17 protein-coding genes are annotated in these 17,147 nt (G+C 62.1%); all 17 read left to right on the top strand.

Translation table 11 applies throughout. The features are described from left to right. The first annotated feature begins 3 nt into the window (after positions 1–3). Positions 4–720: an ABC transporter ATP-binding protein gene (locus F599_RS0105865; protein WP_020700517.1), complete on the top strand. Its 717-nt coding sequence runs from the start codon at positions 4–6 to the stop codon at positions 718–720. Between the two features lie 111 nt (positions 721–831). After that, positions 832–1,485, top strand: a complete 654-nt coding sequence (locus F599_RS0105860; RefSeq protein ID WP_019542596.1) for a CBS domain-containing protein — start codon at positions 832–834, stop codon at positions 1,483–1,485. Between the two features lie 303 nt (positions 1,486–1,788). Then, a complete protein-coding gene (lpxC, locus tag F599_RS0105855; RefSeq protein ID WP_019542595.1) occupies positions 1,789–2,619 on the top strand; it encodes a UDP-3-O-acyl-N-acetylglucosamine deacetylase in 831 nt (276 codons plus the stop codon). A 43-nt stretch (positions 2,620–2,662) separates the two neighbouring features. Next, positions 2,663–3,103, top strand: coding sequence for a 3-hydroxyacyl-ACP dehydratase FabZ (gene fabZ / locus F599_RS0105850; protein WP_019542594.1), 441 nt, complete (start codon positions 2,663–2,665; stop codon positions 3,101–3,103). 173 nt (positions 3,104–3,276) lie between these two features. Next, positions 3,277–4,086: an acyl-ACP--UDP-N-acetylglucosamine O-acyltransferase gene (lpxA, locus tag F599_RS0105845; protein WP_019542593.1), complete on the top strand. Its 810-nt coding sequence runs from the start codon at positions 3,277–3,279 to the stop codon at positions 4,084–4,086. 19 nt (positions 4,087–4,105) lie between these two features. Continuing rightward, entirely contained in the window at positions 4,106–4,912 is an 807-nt protein-coding gene (locus F599_RS0105840) for an LpxI family protein (protein WP_019542592.1), read from the top strand. 224 nt (positions 4,913–5,136) lie between these two features. Continuing rightward, complete coding sequence (gene lpxB / locus F599_RS0105835) at positions 5,137–6,291, top strand: lipid-A-disaccharide synthase (RefSeq protein ID WP_026327849.1); 1,155 nt, start codon at positions 5,137–5,139, stop codon at positions 6,289–6,291. Beyond that, a complete protein-coding gene (locus F599_RS0105830) occupies positions 6,288–8,018 on the top strand; it encodes an ABC transporter ATP-binding protein (protein WP_019542590.1) in 1,731 nt (576 codons plus the stop codon). Before lpxB ends, F599_RS0105830 begins: the two co-directional genes overlap by 4 nt. 17 nt (positions 8,019–8,035) lie before the next feature. Further along, positions 8,036–10,555: a tetraacyldisaccharide 4'-kinase gene (gene lpxK / locus F599_RS0105825; RefSeq protein ID WP_019542589.1), complete on the top strand. Its 2,520-nt coding sequence runs from the start codon at positions 8,036–8,038 to the stop codon at positions 10,553–10,555. Between the two features lie 2 nt (positions 10,556–10,557). Further along, positions 10,558–11,304: a 3-deoxy-manno-octulosonate cytidylyltransferase gene (kdsB, locus tag F599_RS0105820; RefSeq protein ID WP_020700515.1), complete on the top strand. Its 747-nt coding sequence runs from the start codon at positions 10,558–10,560 to the stop codon at positions 11,302–11,304. A gap of 23 nt (positions 11,305–11,327) precedes the next feature. Next, entirely contained in the window at positions 11,328–12,158 is an 831-nt protein-coding gene (kdsA, locus tag F599_RS0105815) for a 3-deoxy-8-phosphooctulonate synthase (RefSeq protein WP_019542587.1), read from the top strand. A gap of 279 nt (positions 12,159–12,437) precedes the next feature. Then, the gene (locus tag F599_RS13715; RefSeq protein WP_019542586.1) at positions 12,438–13,025 is read left to right on the top strand and encodes a KdsC family phosphatase; all 588 of its coding nucleotides are present in this window, start codon (positions 12,438–12,440) and stop codon (positions 13,023–13,025) included. Positions 13,026–13,040: 15 nt separating this feature from the next. After that, positions 13,041–13,967, top strand: a complete 927-nt coding sequence (locus F599_RS0105805; protein ID WP_019542585.1) for a lysophospholipid acyltransferase family protein — start codon at positions 13,041–13,043, stop codon at positions 13,965–13,967. Then, positions 13,964–14,509 carry an LPS export ABC transporter periplasmic protein LptC gene (gene lptC, locus F599_RS0105800; RefSeq protein ID WP_019542584.1) on the top strand — a complete coding sequence of 182 codons (546 nt, stop codon included), beginning with the start codon at positions 13,964–13,966 and terminating at the stop codon, positions 14,507–14,509. The genes F599_RS0105805 and lptC overlap by 4 nt, the downstream gene beginning before the upstream one ends. 1 nt (position 14,510) lies before the next feature. Then, positions 14,511–15,200, top strand: coding sequence for an LptA/OstA family protein (locus F599_RS0105795; RefSeq protein ID WP_019542583.1), 690 nt, complete (start codon positions 14,511–14,513; stop codon positions 15,198–15,200). Between the two features lie 100 nt (positions 15,201–15,300). Beyond that, positions 15,301–16,020 carry an LPS export ABC transporter ATP-binding protein gene (lptB, locus tag F599_RS0105790; protein ID WP_019542582.1) on the top strand — a complete coding sequence of 240 codons (720 nt, stop codon included), beginning with the start codon at positions 15,301–15,303 and terminating at the stop codon, positions 16,018–16,020. Between the two features lie 14 nt (positions 16,021–16,034). Beyond that, on the top strand, positions 16,035–17,129 hold the full coding sequence (locus F599_RS0105785; RefSeq protein ID WP_026327848.1) for an LptF/LptG family permease: 1,095 nt from the start codon (positions 16,035–16,037) through the stop codon (positions 17,127–17,129). The last annotated feature ends 18 nt before the right edge of the window (positions 17,130–17,147 follow it).

Below are 17,147 nucleotides of genomic sequence, written 5' to 3'. Positions count from 1 at the left end.
GATATGGCAAAGCCAATGCTGAAAATAGATGATATCAATGTATATTACGGCGCGATCCACGCGCTCAAGGGCATCTCTCTCGAGGTGGACGAGGGCGAGATCGTCACGCTCATCGGCGCGAACGGCGCGGGCAAGTCGACGACGTTGCGCACGATTTCCGGCCTCCTGAAGCCGAAGACGGGCGCCATCGAGTTCCAGGGACAGAATATCGCGGGCGTGCCGGCGCACGAGATCGTGAAGCGCGGCATCTCCCAGGTACCGGAGGGACGGCGCATCTTCGCGGAGATGACCGTCATGGAGAACCTCGACCTCGGCGCGTTCACGCGCAAGGACAAGGACGGCATCGCGGCGGATCTAAGGCATGTGTTCGAGCTCTTCCCGCGTCTCGAGGAGCGGCGCGACCAGGTCGCGGGCACGCTCTCAGGCGGCGAGCAGCAGATGCTCGCGATGGGGCGCGCGCTCATGAGCCGGCCGAAGCTCCTCCTGCTCGATGAGCCGTCGATGGGGCTCGCGCCGCTGCTCATCCGCGAGATTTTCAACATCATCGTGAACATCAACAAGAGCGGCACGACGGTCCTGCTCGTCGAGCAGAACGCGAACATGGCGCTCTCGATCGCGAGCCGCGCCTACGTGCTCGAGACAGGGCGTATCACGCTCTCCGGCCCCGCGGCGGAGCTCGCCGCGAGCGAGGAGGTCAAGAAGGCTTATCTCGGCGGCTGAGCCGCCCTTTGGCACATTCGCTCCGCGCGGGAGGCGCTCCCGCGCTTCAAAAGACCGGAGCCCGTCGCCGTCTGATGGGGGCGCGGCTCCGCAGGGAAAGGTTGGGATACTATGTTCGTAGCAAACCGCATGACGAAGAATCCGACCGTCGTCACGCCGGATACCGGCATCGATACGGCGGCACGCCTCATGAAGAAAGGTCATTTCCGCCGCCTGCCCGTCGTCGAGGACGGCAAGCTCGTCGGCTTCCTCAACGACAAGGACATCATGCGCGTCTCGCCGTCGCCGGCGACGACGCTCTCGCGCTACGAGGTGACGACGCTGCTCTCGAAGCTCAAGGTGAGCGACATCATGCAGGTGAACGTCATCAGCGTCGGCGAGGACGCGACGATCGAGGAGGCGGCGCTCCTCATGTACAAGGAGAAGGTCGGCGGTCTGCCCGTCGTCTCGAGCGTCGGCGCCGTCGTCGGCATCATCACAGAGACGGATATCTTCAAGACATTCGTCGATGTTATGGCGCTCGAGGAGGGCCGCACGCGCTTCACGATCGACACGGAGGACAAGGTCGGCGTCGTCGCTGTCATCGCGGGCGTATTCGCGGACAGCGGCTACTCCATCGACAGCCTCGTGACCTGCCGCCAGCCGACGGGCCGCTACGAGATCGTCGTGCGCACCTCCGTCACGGACGACGCAAAGATCGCGGCGCTCACGAAGGCCATCGAGGACAAGGGTTACAAGGTCATCCATACGGCGAAGATCGGCTGAGATGACATCGCTCACAGACTTGCGGGCCGGTTCCCTGCGCGGGAACTGGCCCGTTTTTTACTGTAAGGGGATGCACCATGTCCACGAAGTGGACGTTTGTACATGCAGCTTTGCGCTGCGTAACGCTGTGCAAAGCTTTTTCTTGTGGATGGCGCACCCTGCGCTTTGCGTCCGCAGCGCCGCGCAGACACAAAATCATTTGCCGCTTGGTTGACCACGCGCCGCTTTTCGTAGTATGATAAAAAGAGCTATCAATGAGCGGAAATTTCTGCGGGGCGGGAGACCCCGTGAGGAGGTATTCATTTGCAGGAGCAGACAACTTTGGCAGCTGCCGTGAGCTACACGGGGATCGGCCTGCATTCGGGGCGCGATGTGCACATGCGTCTTGCGCCCGCGCCTGTGGGGACGGGCATCGTCTTCGTCCGCACGGATGTCGCGGGACGGCCGACGATCCGCGCGACGGCGGATCATGTCACATCGACGCTGCGCGCGACGACGCTCGAGGAGCACGGCGTGCGCGTCTTTACCGTCGAGCACCTCATGAGCGCGCTGCACGCGCGGCGCATTGACAACTGCTATGTAGAGCTCGACTCAGAGGAGCCGCCGGTCGCGGACGGCGCTTCTCTGGCTTTTTTCCGCCTCATCGGCGAGGCAGGCGTCGAGGCCCAGGGGACACCGCGCGAGGAGGTCGTCATCGACAAAGTTTACCGTATAGACGACGACGAGAGGCAGCGCTTTGTCATGGCCGTGCCCTACGATGGGTTTCGCGTGAGTTTCACCTCGGTGAATCCGCATAAGCTCATCGGCATCCAGTACGAGAATTTCGAGATCACGCCAGAGACGTATGAGAAGGAGATCGCGCCCGCCCGCACCATCGCCTATGAGGAGGAGATCAAGAAGCTCCGCGCGATGGGACTCGGACTCGGCGGCACGCTCGAGACGGTCATCGTCTACAACGACGAGCGCTGGCTCAACCCGCTGCACTACGCGGATGAGCTCGTGCGCCATAAGATCCTTGACGTCATCGGCGATCTGCGCCTCGCGGGGATAATTCGCGGCCACATCATTGCGGCGGCCTCCGGGCACGCGCTCAACACGGCGCTCGCGAAGCGCATTTTAGCCGCGCGCCATTGATGTATGGATATCTCATTGCTGAAAGCGAGAAGAGGGAAATCAAATGGAACTTGACATCAACGAAATCATGAAGATCCTGCCGCATCGTCCGCCGATGCTGCTGGTAGACCGCATTATAGAGATCGAGCCGTTCAAATCGGCAACGGGCATCAAGAACATCACGATGAACGAGCCGCAGTTCCGCGGCCATTTTCCGGGCCATCCCATCATGCCGGGCGTGCTGATCCTCGAGGCGATGGCACAGGTAGGCGGCGTCGCCATGCTCTACCCTGAGGAGCACCGCGGCAAGATCGCGCTTTTCGGCGGCATGGAGAACGTGAAGTTCAAGCATCCCGTGATTCCTGGCGATACGCTCGTGACGAAGGCGCATATCGTGCGTGTGCGCGGCGATTTCGGCCTGCTGCATGCGGATGGCTACGTGGGTGACAAGCTCGTCGCCTCAGCGGATTTCAAATTCGCATTGAGAAAGGGAGATAATCTCTGAAAATAGCTTGTGAAAAGCTAGAAATCGATCATAATCTTTGTTCAACTCGAAAAACGCCTGGATTTGCTGTCATATCGTGTACCATTATGGAAAGTATATTTGGGAGTATATTGAAAAGACAGAGCAAAGAGCCCCGGCCCGGCCGGGATGAGGATAGTTAGGAGTTGGAGCAGATGGGTACAGAGAATAAAGTACTGGCGTTCATACATGATACAGCGGTCATTGCTCCGGGTGCGCGCATTGCAAAGAATGTGGAAATCGGTCCGTACTCGGTGATCGGCGAGAATGTAGAGATCGGCGAGGGAACGAAGATCGGCCCGCATGTCGTCATCACGGGCTGGACGCAGATCGGCAAAGATTGCAAGATCTTCCAGGGAGCCTCGATCGGCGAGGAACCTCAGGACCTTAAGTTCAAGGGTGAGAAGAGCTACGTCTTCATCGGCGACCGCACGACGATCCGCGAGGGCGCGACGGTGCACCGCGCGACGGGCGAGGGCGAGGAGACGCGCATCGGCAATGATTGCCTGCTCATGGCGCTCACGCATGTCGCGCATAACTGCGTCGTCGGCAACAACGTCATCATGTCGAACCTCGCGAGCCTCGCCGGACACGCCATCGTCGAGGATCGCGCGGTCATCGGCGGCATGGCGGGCGTGCATCAGTTCGTCAAGATCGGCCGCAACGCGATGGTAGGCGGCATGAGCAAGCTCACGCAGGATGTCGTGCCGTATACGATCGTCGATGGACACCCCGCGAAGGCAGTCGGCCTCAACAGCGTCGGCATCTCGCGCGCCGGCATCCCGCTCGAATCGCGCCGACGCATCAAGCAGGCATATAAGATTCTCTACCGTTCGGGTCTCTCGCTTGCGCAGGCAATCGCCGTCATCGAGCAGGAGGTCGACTCGTGCGACGAGATCGAGCATTTCCTGCGGTTCCTGCGCGATGCAGAACGCGGTATCTGCAGAGAACGTCACAACGACTGAGATGAGCGGAGGGAAATAGATGGAGAAAGTCGGACTGCTCGCGGGTGTCGGCAGGCTGCCGGTCGAGGTTGCGAAGGCAGCGCGCGCCAAGGGCTATGAGGTCTGCTGCGTGAAGCTCTTGCCGCAGTGCGATGAGGAGCTCGACAGCTGCACGGCGGTGTGCGAGGCCATCAGCATCGCGAAGCTCGACAAGATTTTCAAGTTCCTCAAGAAGCATGAGGTCAAGAATGTCACGATGATCGGCAAGGTCACGAAGGAACTGCTGTTCGCGAAAAAGGTTCTGCCGGACTTCCGCATGATGAAGGTTCTCATGTCCCTGCCGGACCGCAAGGATGATACGATCATGCTCGCGTTTGTGCGCGAGCTTCGGAAGGAAGGCATGGAGGTCTTTGACCAGACGGCACTCCTCCATACACTCATGCCGCACCATGGCACGCTTACGAAGCTTGAACCGACCGAGGCGCAGCGGCGCGATATGGAGTACGGGTTCCGCGTCGCTAAGGAGCTCGGGCGCCTCGACATCGGGCAGACGGTCGTCGTCAAAGATCTCGCCGTCATGGCGCTCGAGGCCATCGAGGGCACGGACGCGTGCATCGCGCGCGGCGGCAAGCTCGCGCGCGGCGGGGCGGTCGTCGTCAAGGTCGCAAAACCACAGCAGGACAGCCGCTTTGATGTGCCGACGGTCGGCGAGGATACGCTGCGCGGCATGATTGCGGTCGGGGCGAAGGCACTCGCCATCGAGGCAGACAGGACGCTCGTCGTGGACCGGGAGCACGTTGCAGCGCTCGCGGATGCGAACGGCATCACCATCGTTTCGATGGGCTGAGTGACAAGAGATAGAGACAGGGATTGCTGCACGCCGTACGGAGTGCAGCAGTTTTTTTGTGTATGGAAGCGCGGCGTACAGCGCTGCCGTCAGGAACCTCCGGACGCGGGGTTGACGACATGATGCCCTTGGCACAGACGCCTGCACGGCTGCATTTTCCATTTGAATCAGCCGCGCAATATAGTATAATAAGAAGTACTGACATGACGAGGGGGAGAATGCGCGTGAAAATCATGCTTTCCGCAGGAGAGGTCTCTGGCGACCTCCACGGTGCCCGGCTGGCGCAGGCCATTCTCGCGCAGGCGCCGGAGACGGAGCTCGTGGGGTTCGGCGGTCGGAAGATGGCGCAGGCAGGCGTGACGCTCACGGCGGACTTCGCGAGCTATAACGTCATGGGGGTCTGGGAGGTCTTGAAGAACCTCGGGCGCATCCGCCGTCTCCTAGAGAGGCTGACGGACTTCATGCGCAAGGAGCGTCCGGATCTGCTCGTCCTCATCGATTACCCGGATTTCAACTGGCGGCTCGCGGCGCGTGCGAAGAAGCTCGGCATCCCTGTCTTCTCATATATCCCGCCCTCTGCCTGGGCTTGGCGCAAGGGGCGCGCGAAAGCATGTGCGAAGCTTGCGGAGGAGTTCGTGGCCATCTTTCCGCATGAGCTGCCCGTCTACGAAGCGGCGGGAGCAAAGATTTCCTTTGTCGGCAATCCGCTCGTCGATACGGTGCGCGCGGAGATTCCCGAGCAGGAGGCGCGGCAGCATTTCGCCCTGCCGGAGGACGCGCATGGCGTGCTGCTCCTGCCGGGCAGCCGCCGCCAGGAGATCGAGCTCCTGCTCCCCGATATGCTCGGCGCGGCGAAGCGATTGCTGAGGGAGCGCCCGGGCACGCGATTCTACCTGCCTGTGGCGGACGGCGTGGACGAGCACGCCCTGCGCACGGCCGTGGATGCCGCGGGCGTCCCCGTGATGCTCACGCATGAAGCGCGCTACGCGCTCATGGGGCTCATGGATGTCGCAATCGCGACATCGGGGACGGTCGTCATGGAGGCCGCGCTCATGGGACTGCCGGCCGTCGTGCTCTATCGCCTGTCGCCGCTTTCCTATTTCATCGGTCGGCTGCTCGTGCATGTCAAGCATTTCAGCCTGCCGAACATCCTGCTTGGCGAGAGCGCTGAGACGGAGCTCTTACAGGACGAGGTGACGCCGGAGCGCATCGCGCAGGAGGCGCTCTCGCTCTATCGCGGCGAGCCGCGCAGGCAGGTGACCTGTGCACGACTCGCTGAGGCCTGCCGTCGTCTGGGACCGCCGGGCGCAGCAGGACGTGTTGCAGAGAAAATACTCGCGGCGGCGCGCCGCCACGCGGATCACGGGGGAACGAAATGAAGAATTACAAACGGCTGCTTGCCTATATCCGGCCGTATCTCAAGAGGCTCGGGCTGGCCGTCATCTGCATCATCATGGCGGCGGCTGCGAATCTCTATCTGCCCTGGATTATCAAGGATATGATCGACAAGGTGCTCACCGACAAGGACATGATGATGCTCAACCTCATCTCCATCGGCATCGTCGTGGTCTTCCTCGTGCGCGGCATCTTCTACTATGGGCAGAGCTATCTCGTCTCCTATATCGGGCAGAAGGTCATCATCGATGTGCGCGAGGTCATGTTCCGCAAGTTCCAGCGCATGCCGATGGCGTATTTCGACAAGCACCAGACAGGCGAGACAATGAGCTATATCACGAACGATGTGGCGGCCATCCAGGCCGCGCTCGTGGATAACCTCATCGAGATGGTCACGGAGGGCTCCATCCTCATCGGTTCCATCGTCATGATGCTCATGCTCGACTGGAAGCTCACGCTGCTCACACTCGTCGTCATTCCGCTCGTCGGGCAGGCGATGAAGATCTTTGGACGCAAGCTCAAGCGCAATGGCACGCTCATCCAGGAGCGCATGGCGGATATCACCTCGCTGCTGCAGGAGAGCGTCTCCTCCATCCGCGTCGTAAAGTCCTTCGTGCGCGAGGATTATGAGATCGATCGCTTCTGCCGCCAGAACGAGCTGAACTTCCAGGCGGCGATGCAGAATGTGCGCCTCACGAGCCTCCTGACGCCGACGGTCGAGTTCCTCGCGGCGCTCTCCGTGACGTTCATCGTCTGGTTCGGCGGTTACGAGGTCGTCAACGGCGTGCTCACGGCTGGCTCGCTCGTGGCGTTCCTCACCTACGCCGTGAATCTCGCGAACCCCGTGAAGCGCCTCTCTCGTGTCTACGGCAGCCTGCAGCGCGCGATGGCCGCGGTCGACCGCGTGTTCCATGTGCTCGACCTGCCGGAGACCATCAAGGACAGACCAGAGGCTGCGGCACTCCCCGCAACAGACGGCCATGTGGAGCTGCGCCATGTCTCGTTCGAGTACAAGAAGGGCGTGCCGGCACTCGTCGATGTGTCGCTCGAGGCGAAGCCCGGACAGATGGTCGCGTTCGTCGGTCCGTCCGGCGCTGGCAAGTCGACGATTGCGAACCTCATCCCGCGCTTCTACGACGTGACGGAAGGCGCGATCCTCATCGACGGGCACGACATCCGCGATGTGACCATCGCCTCCCTGCGCGGCCAGATCGGCATCGTGCCGCAGGAGACGATGCTCTTTTCCGCGACGGTGCGCGAGAATATCCGCTATGGCAGGCTTGACGCGACGGACGAAGAGGTCGAGGCCGCAGCGCGCGCCGCGAACGCGGATGCTTTCATCCGCGCGCTGCCGCAGGGGTATGAGACAGCAGTCGGCGAGCGCGGACTCAACCTCTCCGGCGGACAGCGCCAGCGCATTTCCATCGCACGTGCCATCCTCAAAAATCCGCGTATCCTCATCCTCGACGAGGCGACGAGCGCCCTCGATACGGAGAGTGAGAAAATCGTCCAGGCGGCGCTCGACAAGCTCATGGAGGGGCGCACCTCGTTCGTCATCGCGCACCGCCTCTCGACAATCTTCGACGCCGATCAGATCTTCGTCATCGACGGCGGCCAGGTGAAGGAACGCGGCACGCATGAGGAGCTCCTCAAAAAGGGCGGGCTATACAGCTATCTCTACAGTATCCAGTTCAAGAACGCGCAGGCGTAGGCGGAAGGGGAAAGGAAATGCAATTACTCTACAATATCGCGGCCATCCTCATCGGTGTACTCATCATCCCGGTGTTCATGGTGCGCGCGGTGCGGGAAAAGGGATTTGTGGAACGCATCCGGCAGAGTCTCGGCTTTTTCCCGAAGCATGCGCTCGACAAGGTGGAAAAGAAGGACTGCATTTGGGTGCACGCGGCATCCGTCGGCGAGATCGTCGCGACGAGCCCGCTCATCAAGGAGTTCCGCAAGGAATTCCCGAAAAGCCCTATCCTCGTCTCCGTCGTGACGACGAGCGGCTATGAGATGGCGAACCGCATCATCAAGGACGCCGATGCCATCATTTATTTCCCGCTCGACCTGCCTTGGCTCGCGGGTCATGTGCTGCGCCGTATCCGGCCGCGTGTCTACCTGCCCGTCGAGACGGAGCTCTGGCCGAACTTCCTCAAGACGGCGCGGGAGCTGCATGTGCCGGTCATGATGGTCAACGGACGTATCAGCGACAAGAGTGTCAAGCGCTACAAGCATCTGCACAGCATCCTGCGCGACATGATCGGTACGGTGAAGAAATTCGCGATGCAGTCGCCCATCGATGCGGACTATATCAAGCGTCTCGGCGCGCCGCCGGAGCTCGTGACCGTGACGGGCAACACGAAGTTCGACCAGACGTATACGGACGTGAGCGCGGAGGAGAAACAGCAGATCCTGCGTGAGATGTGCCTGACAAAGAATGAGGGCATCTTCCTCGCGGGCTCGACACATCGCGGCGAGGAGGAGCCCGTACTACGGGCGTTCGCCGCCGTACGCGAGCGCCATCCGGACGCGAAGCTCGTCATCGCGCCGCGCGAACTGCTGCGCACGATGGAGGTCACGCACATCTGCAGGAAGGCGGGATTTACGGTCGCGACGCGCACGGGGCTGCAGAAGACGCCGCAGCAAGATGTCGACATCGTCATCCTCGATACGATCGGCGAGCTCGGCCGTGTGTACAGCATCGGCGATGTCGTCTATGTGGGCGGCAGTCTCGTGCCGCACGGCGGGCACAACATCCTCGAACCAGCGGCGCATGGCAAGGCCATCATCGTCGGCCACCACATGTTCAATTTCAAGGACACTTACGCTCTTTTCAAGAACCGGGACGCCTGCATCACGGTGAAAAGCGGCAAAGAGCTCGCGGAGGCCGTTGTGCGCCTCTTTGACGATCCCGCGCACCGCCGCCGCATGGAGCAGGAGACGCTCGCCATCGTGCAGGAGAACAAGGGGGCCTCGCGCAAGTCGGCCGTGCTGCTGCACGAGATGCTCGACAAGTACGAGAGCGCGGCAGAGAATCTGCCGCACGTGCGCTCGACGCAGAAAATCGCGAATCTCCAGACGTACTTCATCGACCTCGTGCACAGCAAAGAGGTGCACGGTGTATTCCTGCACCTGCTGCTCGCGGTGCTCTACGTCTTTTCCCTCATCTATCGCCAGCTCGTCAACTGCAAGCTCGCGGGCTATGAGCTGGGGATTTTCCGGCGCAAGAAGCTCGACTGCTTCGTCATCAGCCTCGGCAACGTGACGGTCGGCGGCACGGGCAAGACGCCGACGGCGCAGCGCCTTGCCCGCGACATCCGCGATATGGGCTACCGCGTCGTGATCCTCAACCGCGGCTACCGCGCGAAATGGCATGGCGACGTCGGTGTCGTCTCAGACGGCAAGCGCCTCCACATGGACGCCGCGGAGGCCGGCGACGAGGCATACATGCTTGCGAAGCATCTGCCGAACGTGCCTGTGCTCATCGGTGCGGAGCGCGCGATCACGGGGCAGTATGCTATCGACCATTTCGGTGCGGAGGTAGCCATCCTCGATGACGGCTACCAGCACTGGCAGCTCGCGCGCGATATGGATATCCTGCTCGTCGACGCGGTCAACGTGTTCGGCAACGGCTATATCCTGCCGCGCGGCACGCTGCGCGAGCCCATCTCGCACGTGAGGCGCGCCGATGTCTGTCTGCTCACGAAGGTCGACCAGGCGGCGGCCGGCTCTCGTGACTATATCCGCGAGACCGTGCGGAAGTACAACGACCATGCGCTCATCATCGAGAGCATCCACCAGCCGCGCTGCTTCATCCCGCTCGACGAGTGGTATGAGAATATCGGCAGCGAGGGCATCGATGTCCGCGAGATGGGGGGCAAGCGCGTCGTCGCCGTCTCGGCCATCGGCAATCCCGCATCCTTCGAGCAGACGCTCTCCGATCTCGGGGCCGTCATCATCGAGAGCCTGCGTTACCCGGACCATCACGACTACGCGGAGCGCGAGATGAGCGATGTGCTCGAGCAGGCGGAGGCAAAGGGAGCGGAGGCCATCGTCATCACCGAGAAGGACGCCGTGAAGATCCCGCCTGCCGTCGTGCGGGCGAAATGGCCGATTCCCGTCTACGTCATCTGCGTGGAGGTCACGTTCCAGTCTGGTCACGCGGCGTTCCACGCGCTGCTCGAAAAGAAGCTGGCAGCGGCCCGCGGGGGGAAGCTCTCCACGGCGCGCGCTGAGAAAGAAGGATGAACATGGAAGAGAAAGCCCTTTGTGTCATACCGGCGCGCTACGCCTCGACGCGCCTGCCCGGCAAGCCGCTCAAGGACATCGCCGGGCAGCCGATGATCTGCCGCGTCTACGACCGCGCGAAAAAAGCCCAGCGCACGGCGGCGACGATCGTCGCGACGGACGATAAGCGCATCGAGACCGTCGTCCTCGCGCACGGCGGCCAGGCCATCATGACGCGCCGCGACCATCCGACGGGGACGGACCGCCTCGCCGAGGTTGCGGCGGCCATGCCGGACTACGGCATCATCGTCAACGTGCAGGGCGATGAGCCGCTCATCGACCCCGCGCTCATTGACGCGCTCGTCGCCGCGTTCGACGGCGATGAGACGCTCGCGATGGCGACGGTGAAGACGCGCATCGACGACGAGGCGGAGCAGCAAAATCCGAACAACGTCAAGGTCGTCACGGATCAGGATGGCTACGCGCTCTATTTCTCGCGCTCGCTGCTGCCGTATCCGCGCCATCATCTCGGCATTCCCGTTTACAAGCACATCGGCATCTACGCTTACCGGCGCGACTTCCTGCTGAAGTTCGCCAAGCTCGCGCCGACGCCGCTCGAGCGCGCGGAGAGCCTCGAGCAGCTGCGCGCGCTCGAGAACGGCTACCGCATCAAGGTCATCGAGACGGACCGCACGTTCGTCGGCGTCGATACGGAGGAGGATCTCGCGCGCGTGAATGAAATCTATCGTCGCGCGCAGGAGAACGTCTGAACAGAAAGAAGGGAGCATCTGACATGAATCAGGTAAAGGTTGGGAATTTCACTATCGGCGGCGCGGCGCCGCTCGCTCTGCTCGCCGGGCCGTGCGTGCTCGAGAGCCTGGAGCGCTCGCTGCTCATCGGCCGCACCGTCAAGGAGATCTGCGGCCGCCTTGGCATCAACTATGTATTCAAGGCGTCCTTTGACAAGGCGAACCGCTCCTCGTTCCACAGCTTCCGCGGCCCAGGACTTACGAAGGGCATCGCCTGGCTCAAGACCATCAAGGAGGAGCTTGGCGTGCCCATCGTGACAGACATCCACGAGAGCTACCAGGCGGCGCCGGCTGCGGAGGTCGCGGATATCCTGCAGATTCCGGCGTTCCTCTGCCGCCAGACGGACCTCCTGCACGCGGCGGCGCAGACGGGGCGCGTCGTCAACGTGAAGAAAGGCCAGTTCCTCGCGCCGGATGATATGCGCAACGTCGTCGACAAGCTGCACGAGAGCGGCTGCGACCAGCTCATGCTGACGGAACGCGGCGCCTCGTTCGGCTACCACAACCTCGTCGTCGACATGCGGAGCCTGCCCATCATGCGCAGTTTCGGCTATCCGGTCGTCTTCGATGGCACGCACAGCGTGCAGCTGCCAGGCGGCAATGGCACGTCGTCCTCGGGCAACCGCGAGTATGTGGAGTATCTCGTGCGCGCAGCTGTCGGCGTCGGCATCGACGCGCTCTTCCTCGAGGTGCACGACAACCCGGAGGAGGCGCTCTCAGACGGCGCGAACATGGTCTATCTCGACAAGCTCGAGGATCTGCTCAAGGAAGCGCTGGCCATCCACGAGATCGTGCAGCAGCATCATCCGGTCTGAGGAACCGCTGTGCAGTGTGTCTGTTCGCGAGCTTGCGAGACGGTGCACGAGCCGTTTTCAGGAATATCACTGATGATTCAGCACTCTGTCTTCGCGCGTCGGCACGGTTCTCTCGCTCTCGACAATCCTCAGCGCAAAACGCGATGGAGCGTTCTGCCGCTACGCCTGCGGTTTGTCTCCGAAGAGTGCAGCGCATCCACGTAAATCCGGAGCACTTCATTTTATCAGCGATTCTTTGAGAAAATTTTGTGAACAACAGCCCGGAGGAGGGGGAGCAAGATGATTTCCTTTGCGAGCCAGACGAACGGCCCCGCGCCTAGGGAGCGCGCCGCACGCGTGAAGCTCGTCATCTTCGATGTGGATGGCGTGCTTACGGACGGAGGCATCTATGTGGGGCAGCGCGGCGAGCTCTTCAAGCCGTTCCATGTGCGCGACGGCATGGGCATCACGCTCGCGCACCGCGCGGGGCTCCAGACGGCAATCATCACGGGCCGTGCCTCGGAGCAGGTCACGCGCCGCGCGGCGGAGCTCCATATCGGAGAGGTGTTCCAGGGCAAGCTCGATAAGCGCGTCGCGTACCGCGAGCTCAAGGAGAAGCTATCGCTCGGAGATGATGAGATCGCCTACGTCGGTGACGATCTCATCGATCTGCCGCTGCTGCTACAGGTGGGGTTCCCCGCCGCCGTCGCGGATGCCGTCAGCGAGGTGCGCGCGGCCGCGGCCTACGTTTCGCGCTTTGCCGGCGGGCACGGTGCCGTGCGCGACATCCTCGAATTCATCCTCAAGGCGCAGGGGCGCTGGGAGGAGTGCATCGCACCATTCTATGAAATCGCATCGCCTCAGGATACCGCGCGCCTGGGGCAGTGATCAGGAGGGACATCCATGATTTATCGTTCGCTGATGGCATTGAGCTGGCTCGTCTGCCATACGCCTTATCGCCTGCTCATGGCCATCGGGCATGTGCTCGGCAACCTTTACTATCTGCTCGTCAAGAAGGAGCGGGAGCGCGCCGTCTCGCAGATGATGCGTTCGCTCGAGCTGCCCGAGGCGGAGGCGCGGCGGACCGTGCGGGCCTCGTTCGTCAATCTCGCGAAGAACGTGCTCGAGATTCTCTACATGCCGCATCTCAATGAACGGAACTTCCGCGAGTACATCGAGGTCGAGCACCTCGAGCGCATGCAGGCAGCGCTTGCGGAGAAGAGGGGTGTCGTCGTGCTCACGGGGCACATCGGCACCTGGGAATGGCTCTCCGCCGCGTTCACGCTCAACGGCCTGCCCGTCACGGCCATCGCGAAGCCGCAGCCGAACATCCAGTACACGCGCGTGCTCGACGATCTGCGCGCGACGATCCACGTCGAGATCTTCTCGCGCGGCACGAGCGAGCTGCTCGCGGCGGCGCGCGCGCTCAAGAGCGGCAAGATCCTCGGCTTTCTCGCCGACCAGGACGCGGGCCCGGGCGGCTGCTTCACGGAGTTCCTCGGGCGCACGGCTTCGACGCCGATGGGCCCCGCGGTCTTCTCGCGCAAGTTCCACGCGCCTGTCGTGCCCGCGTTCATCCTGCGCCAGCCGGACGGCCGCCACAAGGTCGTCATCGGCGAGGCGCTGCGCTATGAGGACACCGGCAATTCCGATGCCGACCTGCGCGCGTTCACCGTGCGCATGACGCGCATCGTCGATCGCATCATCCGCGAGAATCCGACGCAGTGGCTCTGGTTCCAGAAGCGCTGGAATACGCCGCCGGAGCAGGCGAAGAAGAACAAGCACCACACGGCGGCCGAGGCGCACGGCAGGAAAGAGGAGGAACCATGAGCAGAAAAGGGAAACTATGGGCGGCGCTTGGCGTCCTCCTTTTCGTCTGCGTCGTCATTTGGGCGGTGCGCACGGCGCCGCAGCCGCCGCAGAAGGCGCCGGTGGAGGATGGCCCGAAGGTCATGACGTACGACAACAATACCATCAGCGAAGAGAAGGACGGCAAGAAAATCTGGGAGCTTACAAGCGAGTCGATGACGGTCGATGTCGATACGAAGAACGTCGAGCTCACGGGTCTTTCCGGCAAGTTCTACGAGGAGGACGGCCGCGTCGTGAGCGTCACGGCGGCGCACGGCACCTATGACAACAAGACGAAGGACATCCAGGTGGACGGCGATGTCACGATCGAGACGACGGACGGCGCGGCGCTCACCTGCGGCAAGCTCCTCTGGACAGAGGCCGAGGGCAAGCTCACGGCGGCAGAGGATGCCTATATCAAGCAGGACGACATGCAGGCGCGCGCCGACCGCATCGAGAGCACGAATGGGTTCAGCCATTTCAAGGCCATCGGCAAGGCGCACATCGTGAAAGGAGCCAAGTGATATGAGGAAAAAGCAGATCGCCCTTGCGGCGGCCCTCGGCTGCACGCTGCTGCTGGCGGGCCACGCGCTCGCGGCCGGCGCGGGAAATGAGCCGACGGAGCTCGACGCGGATACGGTCGAGTATGATATGAAGACGGGCGTGATCCAGGCAACGGACAACGTTCTGATGCGGCAGGGAGACACGCGCATCGCGGGACAGAAGGCCGTCTACAACGCCAAGACGAAGCAGGGCACGGTCACGGGCGGCGTCATCGCAGTGCGCGGCGCGATGCGCATGACCTGCCAGGAGGTCATCTCCGACGGCCCTGAGCACATGAAGGCCATCGGCGGTGTACACGGCACGGAGAATGACCGGAGCTTCACGGGCGAGCAGGTCGATTATTTCCCGCAGCAGAATGACTATGTACTCATGGAGCAGGGAGGCATCGTCTCGAACCAGGACGGCACATTCACGGCAGCGCGCATGGAGGGCTGGCTGAAGGACGATCATTACCTCGGCACGGGCAGCGCCCATCTCGTGAGTCCCGCGCGCAATATGGAGGCGGGCGGTGACCGCATGGAGTATTTCGGCCAGGACCAGGGCCGCGTCGTCGCGGAGGGCAACGCCTGGGCTGTGCAGGACAACAACACGATGCGCTCGAACCGCATCACGATTTATCTTGCCAAGGACGGCCAGGCTACGGTACAATAACGGAATGTAGGCATCGCCGCGCGGCGGCGGTGCGCGTCTTGGTAGCGTTCCTGCCGCCTAGGGGCGGCGGGAGAGCTTCCTGTCGGGATGGAGGATTGCGTTGCATATCGAAGCGAAAAATCTTGTGAAGACATTCAAGAAGCGCACGGTCGTGAACCGCGTCTCCCTGCGCGTGGAGAAGGGGGAGATCGTCGGGCTGCTCGGGCCGAACGGTGCGGGCAAGACGACGACGTTCTACATGATCGTGGGCCTCGAGCGCCCGACGTCCGGCGAGGTGTACCTCTCGGATGTGAACATCAGCCAGATGCCGATGCACAAGCGCGCGGCGCTCGGCATCAGCTACCTCACGCAGGAAGCGTCCATCTTCCGCAAGCTCACGGTCGAAGAGAACATCATGGCCATTCTCGAGACGACGCACCTCTCCAAGGCGGAGCAGAAGGACAAATACGAGGAACTCCTCGATGAGTTCCACATCGCGCATGTGCGCGAGCGCAAGGGCACGGAGCTCTCCGGCGGCGAGCGGCGGCGCGTGGAAATCGCGCGCTGCCTCGCGCTCGAGCCGCAGTTCATCCTGCTCGACGAGCCGTTCGCGGGCGTCGACCCGCTCGCCGTCGCAGACATCCAGGAGATCGTGCAGTATCTCAGGGAGCGCGGCATGGGCATCCTCATCACGGACCACAATGTGCGCGAGACGCTGCACATCGTCGACCGCGCCTACATCCTCAACGAGGGGAAGATCCTTCTCGAGGGCGACAGCGAGACGATTGCGGAAAGTCCGGTGGCGAGGAAATTCTATCTCGGCGATAACTTTACGCTGTAACGGGGAGCAGGACGATGCATTTAAGGATATTGGACAAGTATATTTTTCGCGAGGTATGCAAGGCGTTCCTCTTCGGCATCTGCGCGTTTTCTGCCGTCTTCATCGGCTCGGGGACGCTCTTTAAGATCGCCAAGTACATCACGGACTACGGTGCCTCGCTGAGCGCCGTCATCAAGGTATTCATTTTCGGCCTGCCGAACGTCATCATGTGGACGTTCCCAATGTCGATGCTGCTCGCGACGCTCCTGACGTTCGGACGCCTGTCGAGCTCGAGCGAGATCACGGCGATGAAGTCGTGCGGCATCGGCTTCTTCCGCATCGCGACGCCGGCCATCATCCTCGGCTTCTTCGTGAGCATCGCGGCGATCCTCTTCAATGAGCATGTCGTGCCGTGGGCGAACACCGCCTACCGCAATGTCGTCTATTATGAGATCCAGGGCAATACGGGCGCGAAGTCGCAGGACCACATCGTCCTCAAGGACATCAAGGACGGCCAAATCCAACGCCTGCTCTACGCGCGCCGCTACGATGCGGACAGCCAGAGCCTGCAGAATGTCACGCTGCAGGAATTCAACGACGCGGGCAAGGTCAGCCACGTCGAGAATGCGGAGTACGCGGAATATGAGGGGAAGGAATGGATCATGCACAACGGCATGCTCTACGATATCTCCGACGGTGAGAGCGAGCATACGCTGCGTTTCAACACGCAGGTGCTCCCAATCAGCGCGAGCCCGCGCCAGATCGTGCGCGAGCAGAAGAATCCCGAAGAACTCACGATGAAGGAGCTCAAGGCGCAGATCCGCATCATGAAGACGCAGTACGTCGATACGAACAAACTCGAGACGGAGCTCTACCAGCGCATCACAGTGCCGATGGCGAGCCTCATCTTCGCGCTCATCGGCGTGCCGCTCGGCCTGCAGCCGACGCGCAACAGCTCGTCGGCGGGCTTTGCGATGAGCGTCATCATCATCTTTTTCTACTATGCCCTCATGACGATGGCCAATGCCATCGGCAGGAGCGGCGCGCTTTCCCCGATGCTTGCGGTCTGGATACCGAATATCGTCGGCCTCATCGCGGGGCTGTTCCTCATCCGCAAGGCCTCGCGATAGCCATCTGTTGTTGTGATT

The organism is Selenomonas bovis DSM 23594 (genome assembly GCF_000381005.1).
Taxonomy (GTDB): Bacteria; Bacillota; Negativicutes; order Selenomonadales; family Selenomonadaceae; genus Selenomonas_C; species Selenomonas_C bovis.
This window is presented reverse-complemented; position numbering and strand designations above follow the sequence as displayed.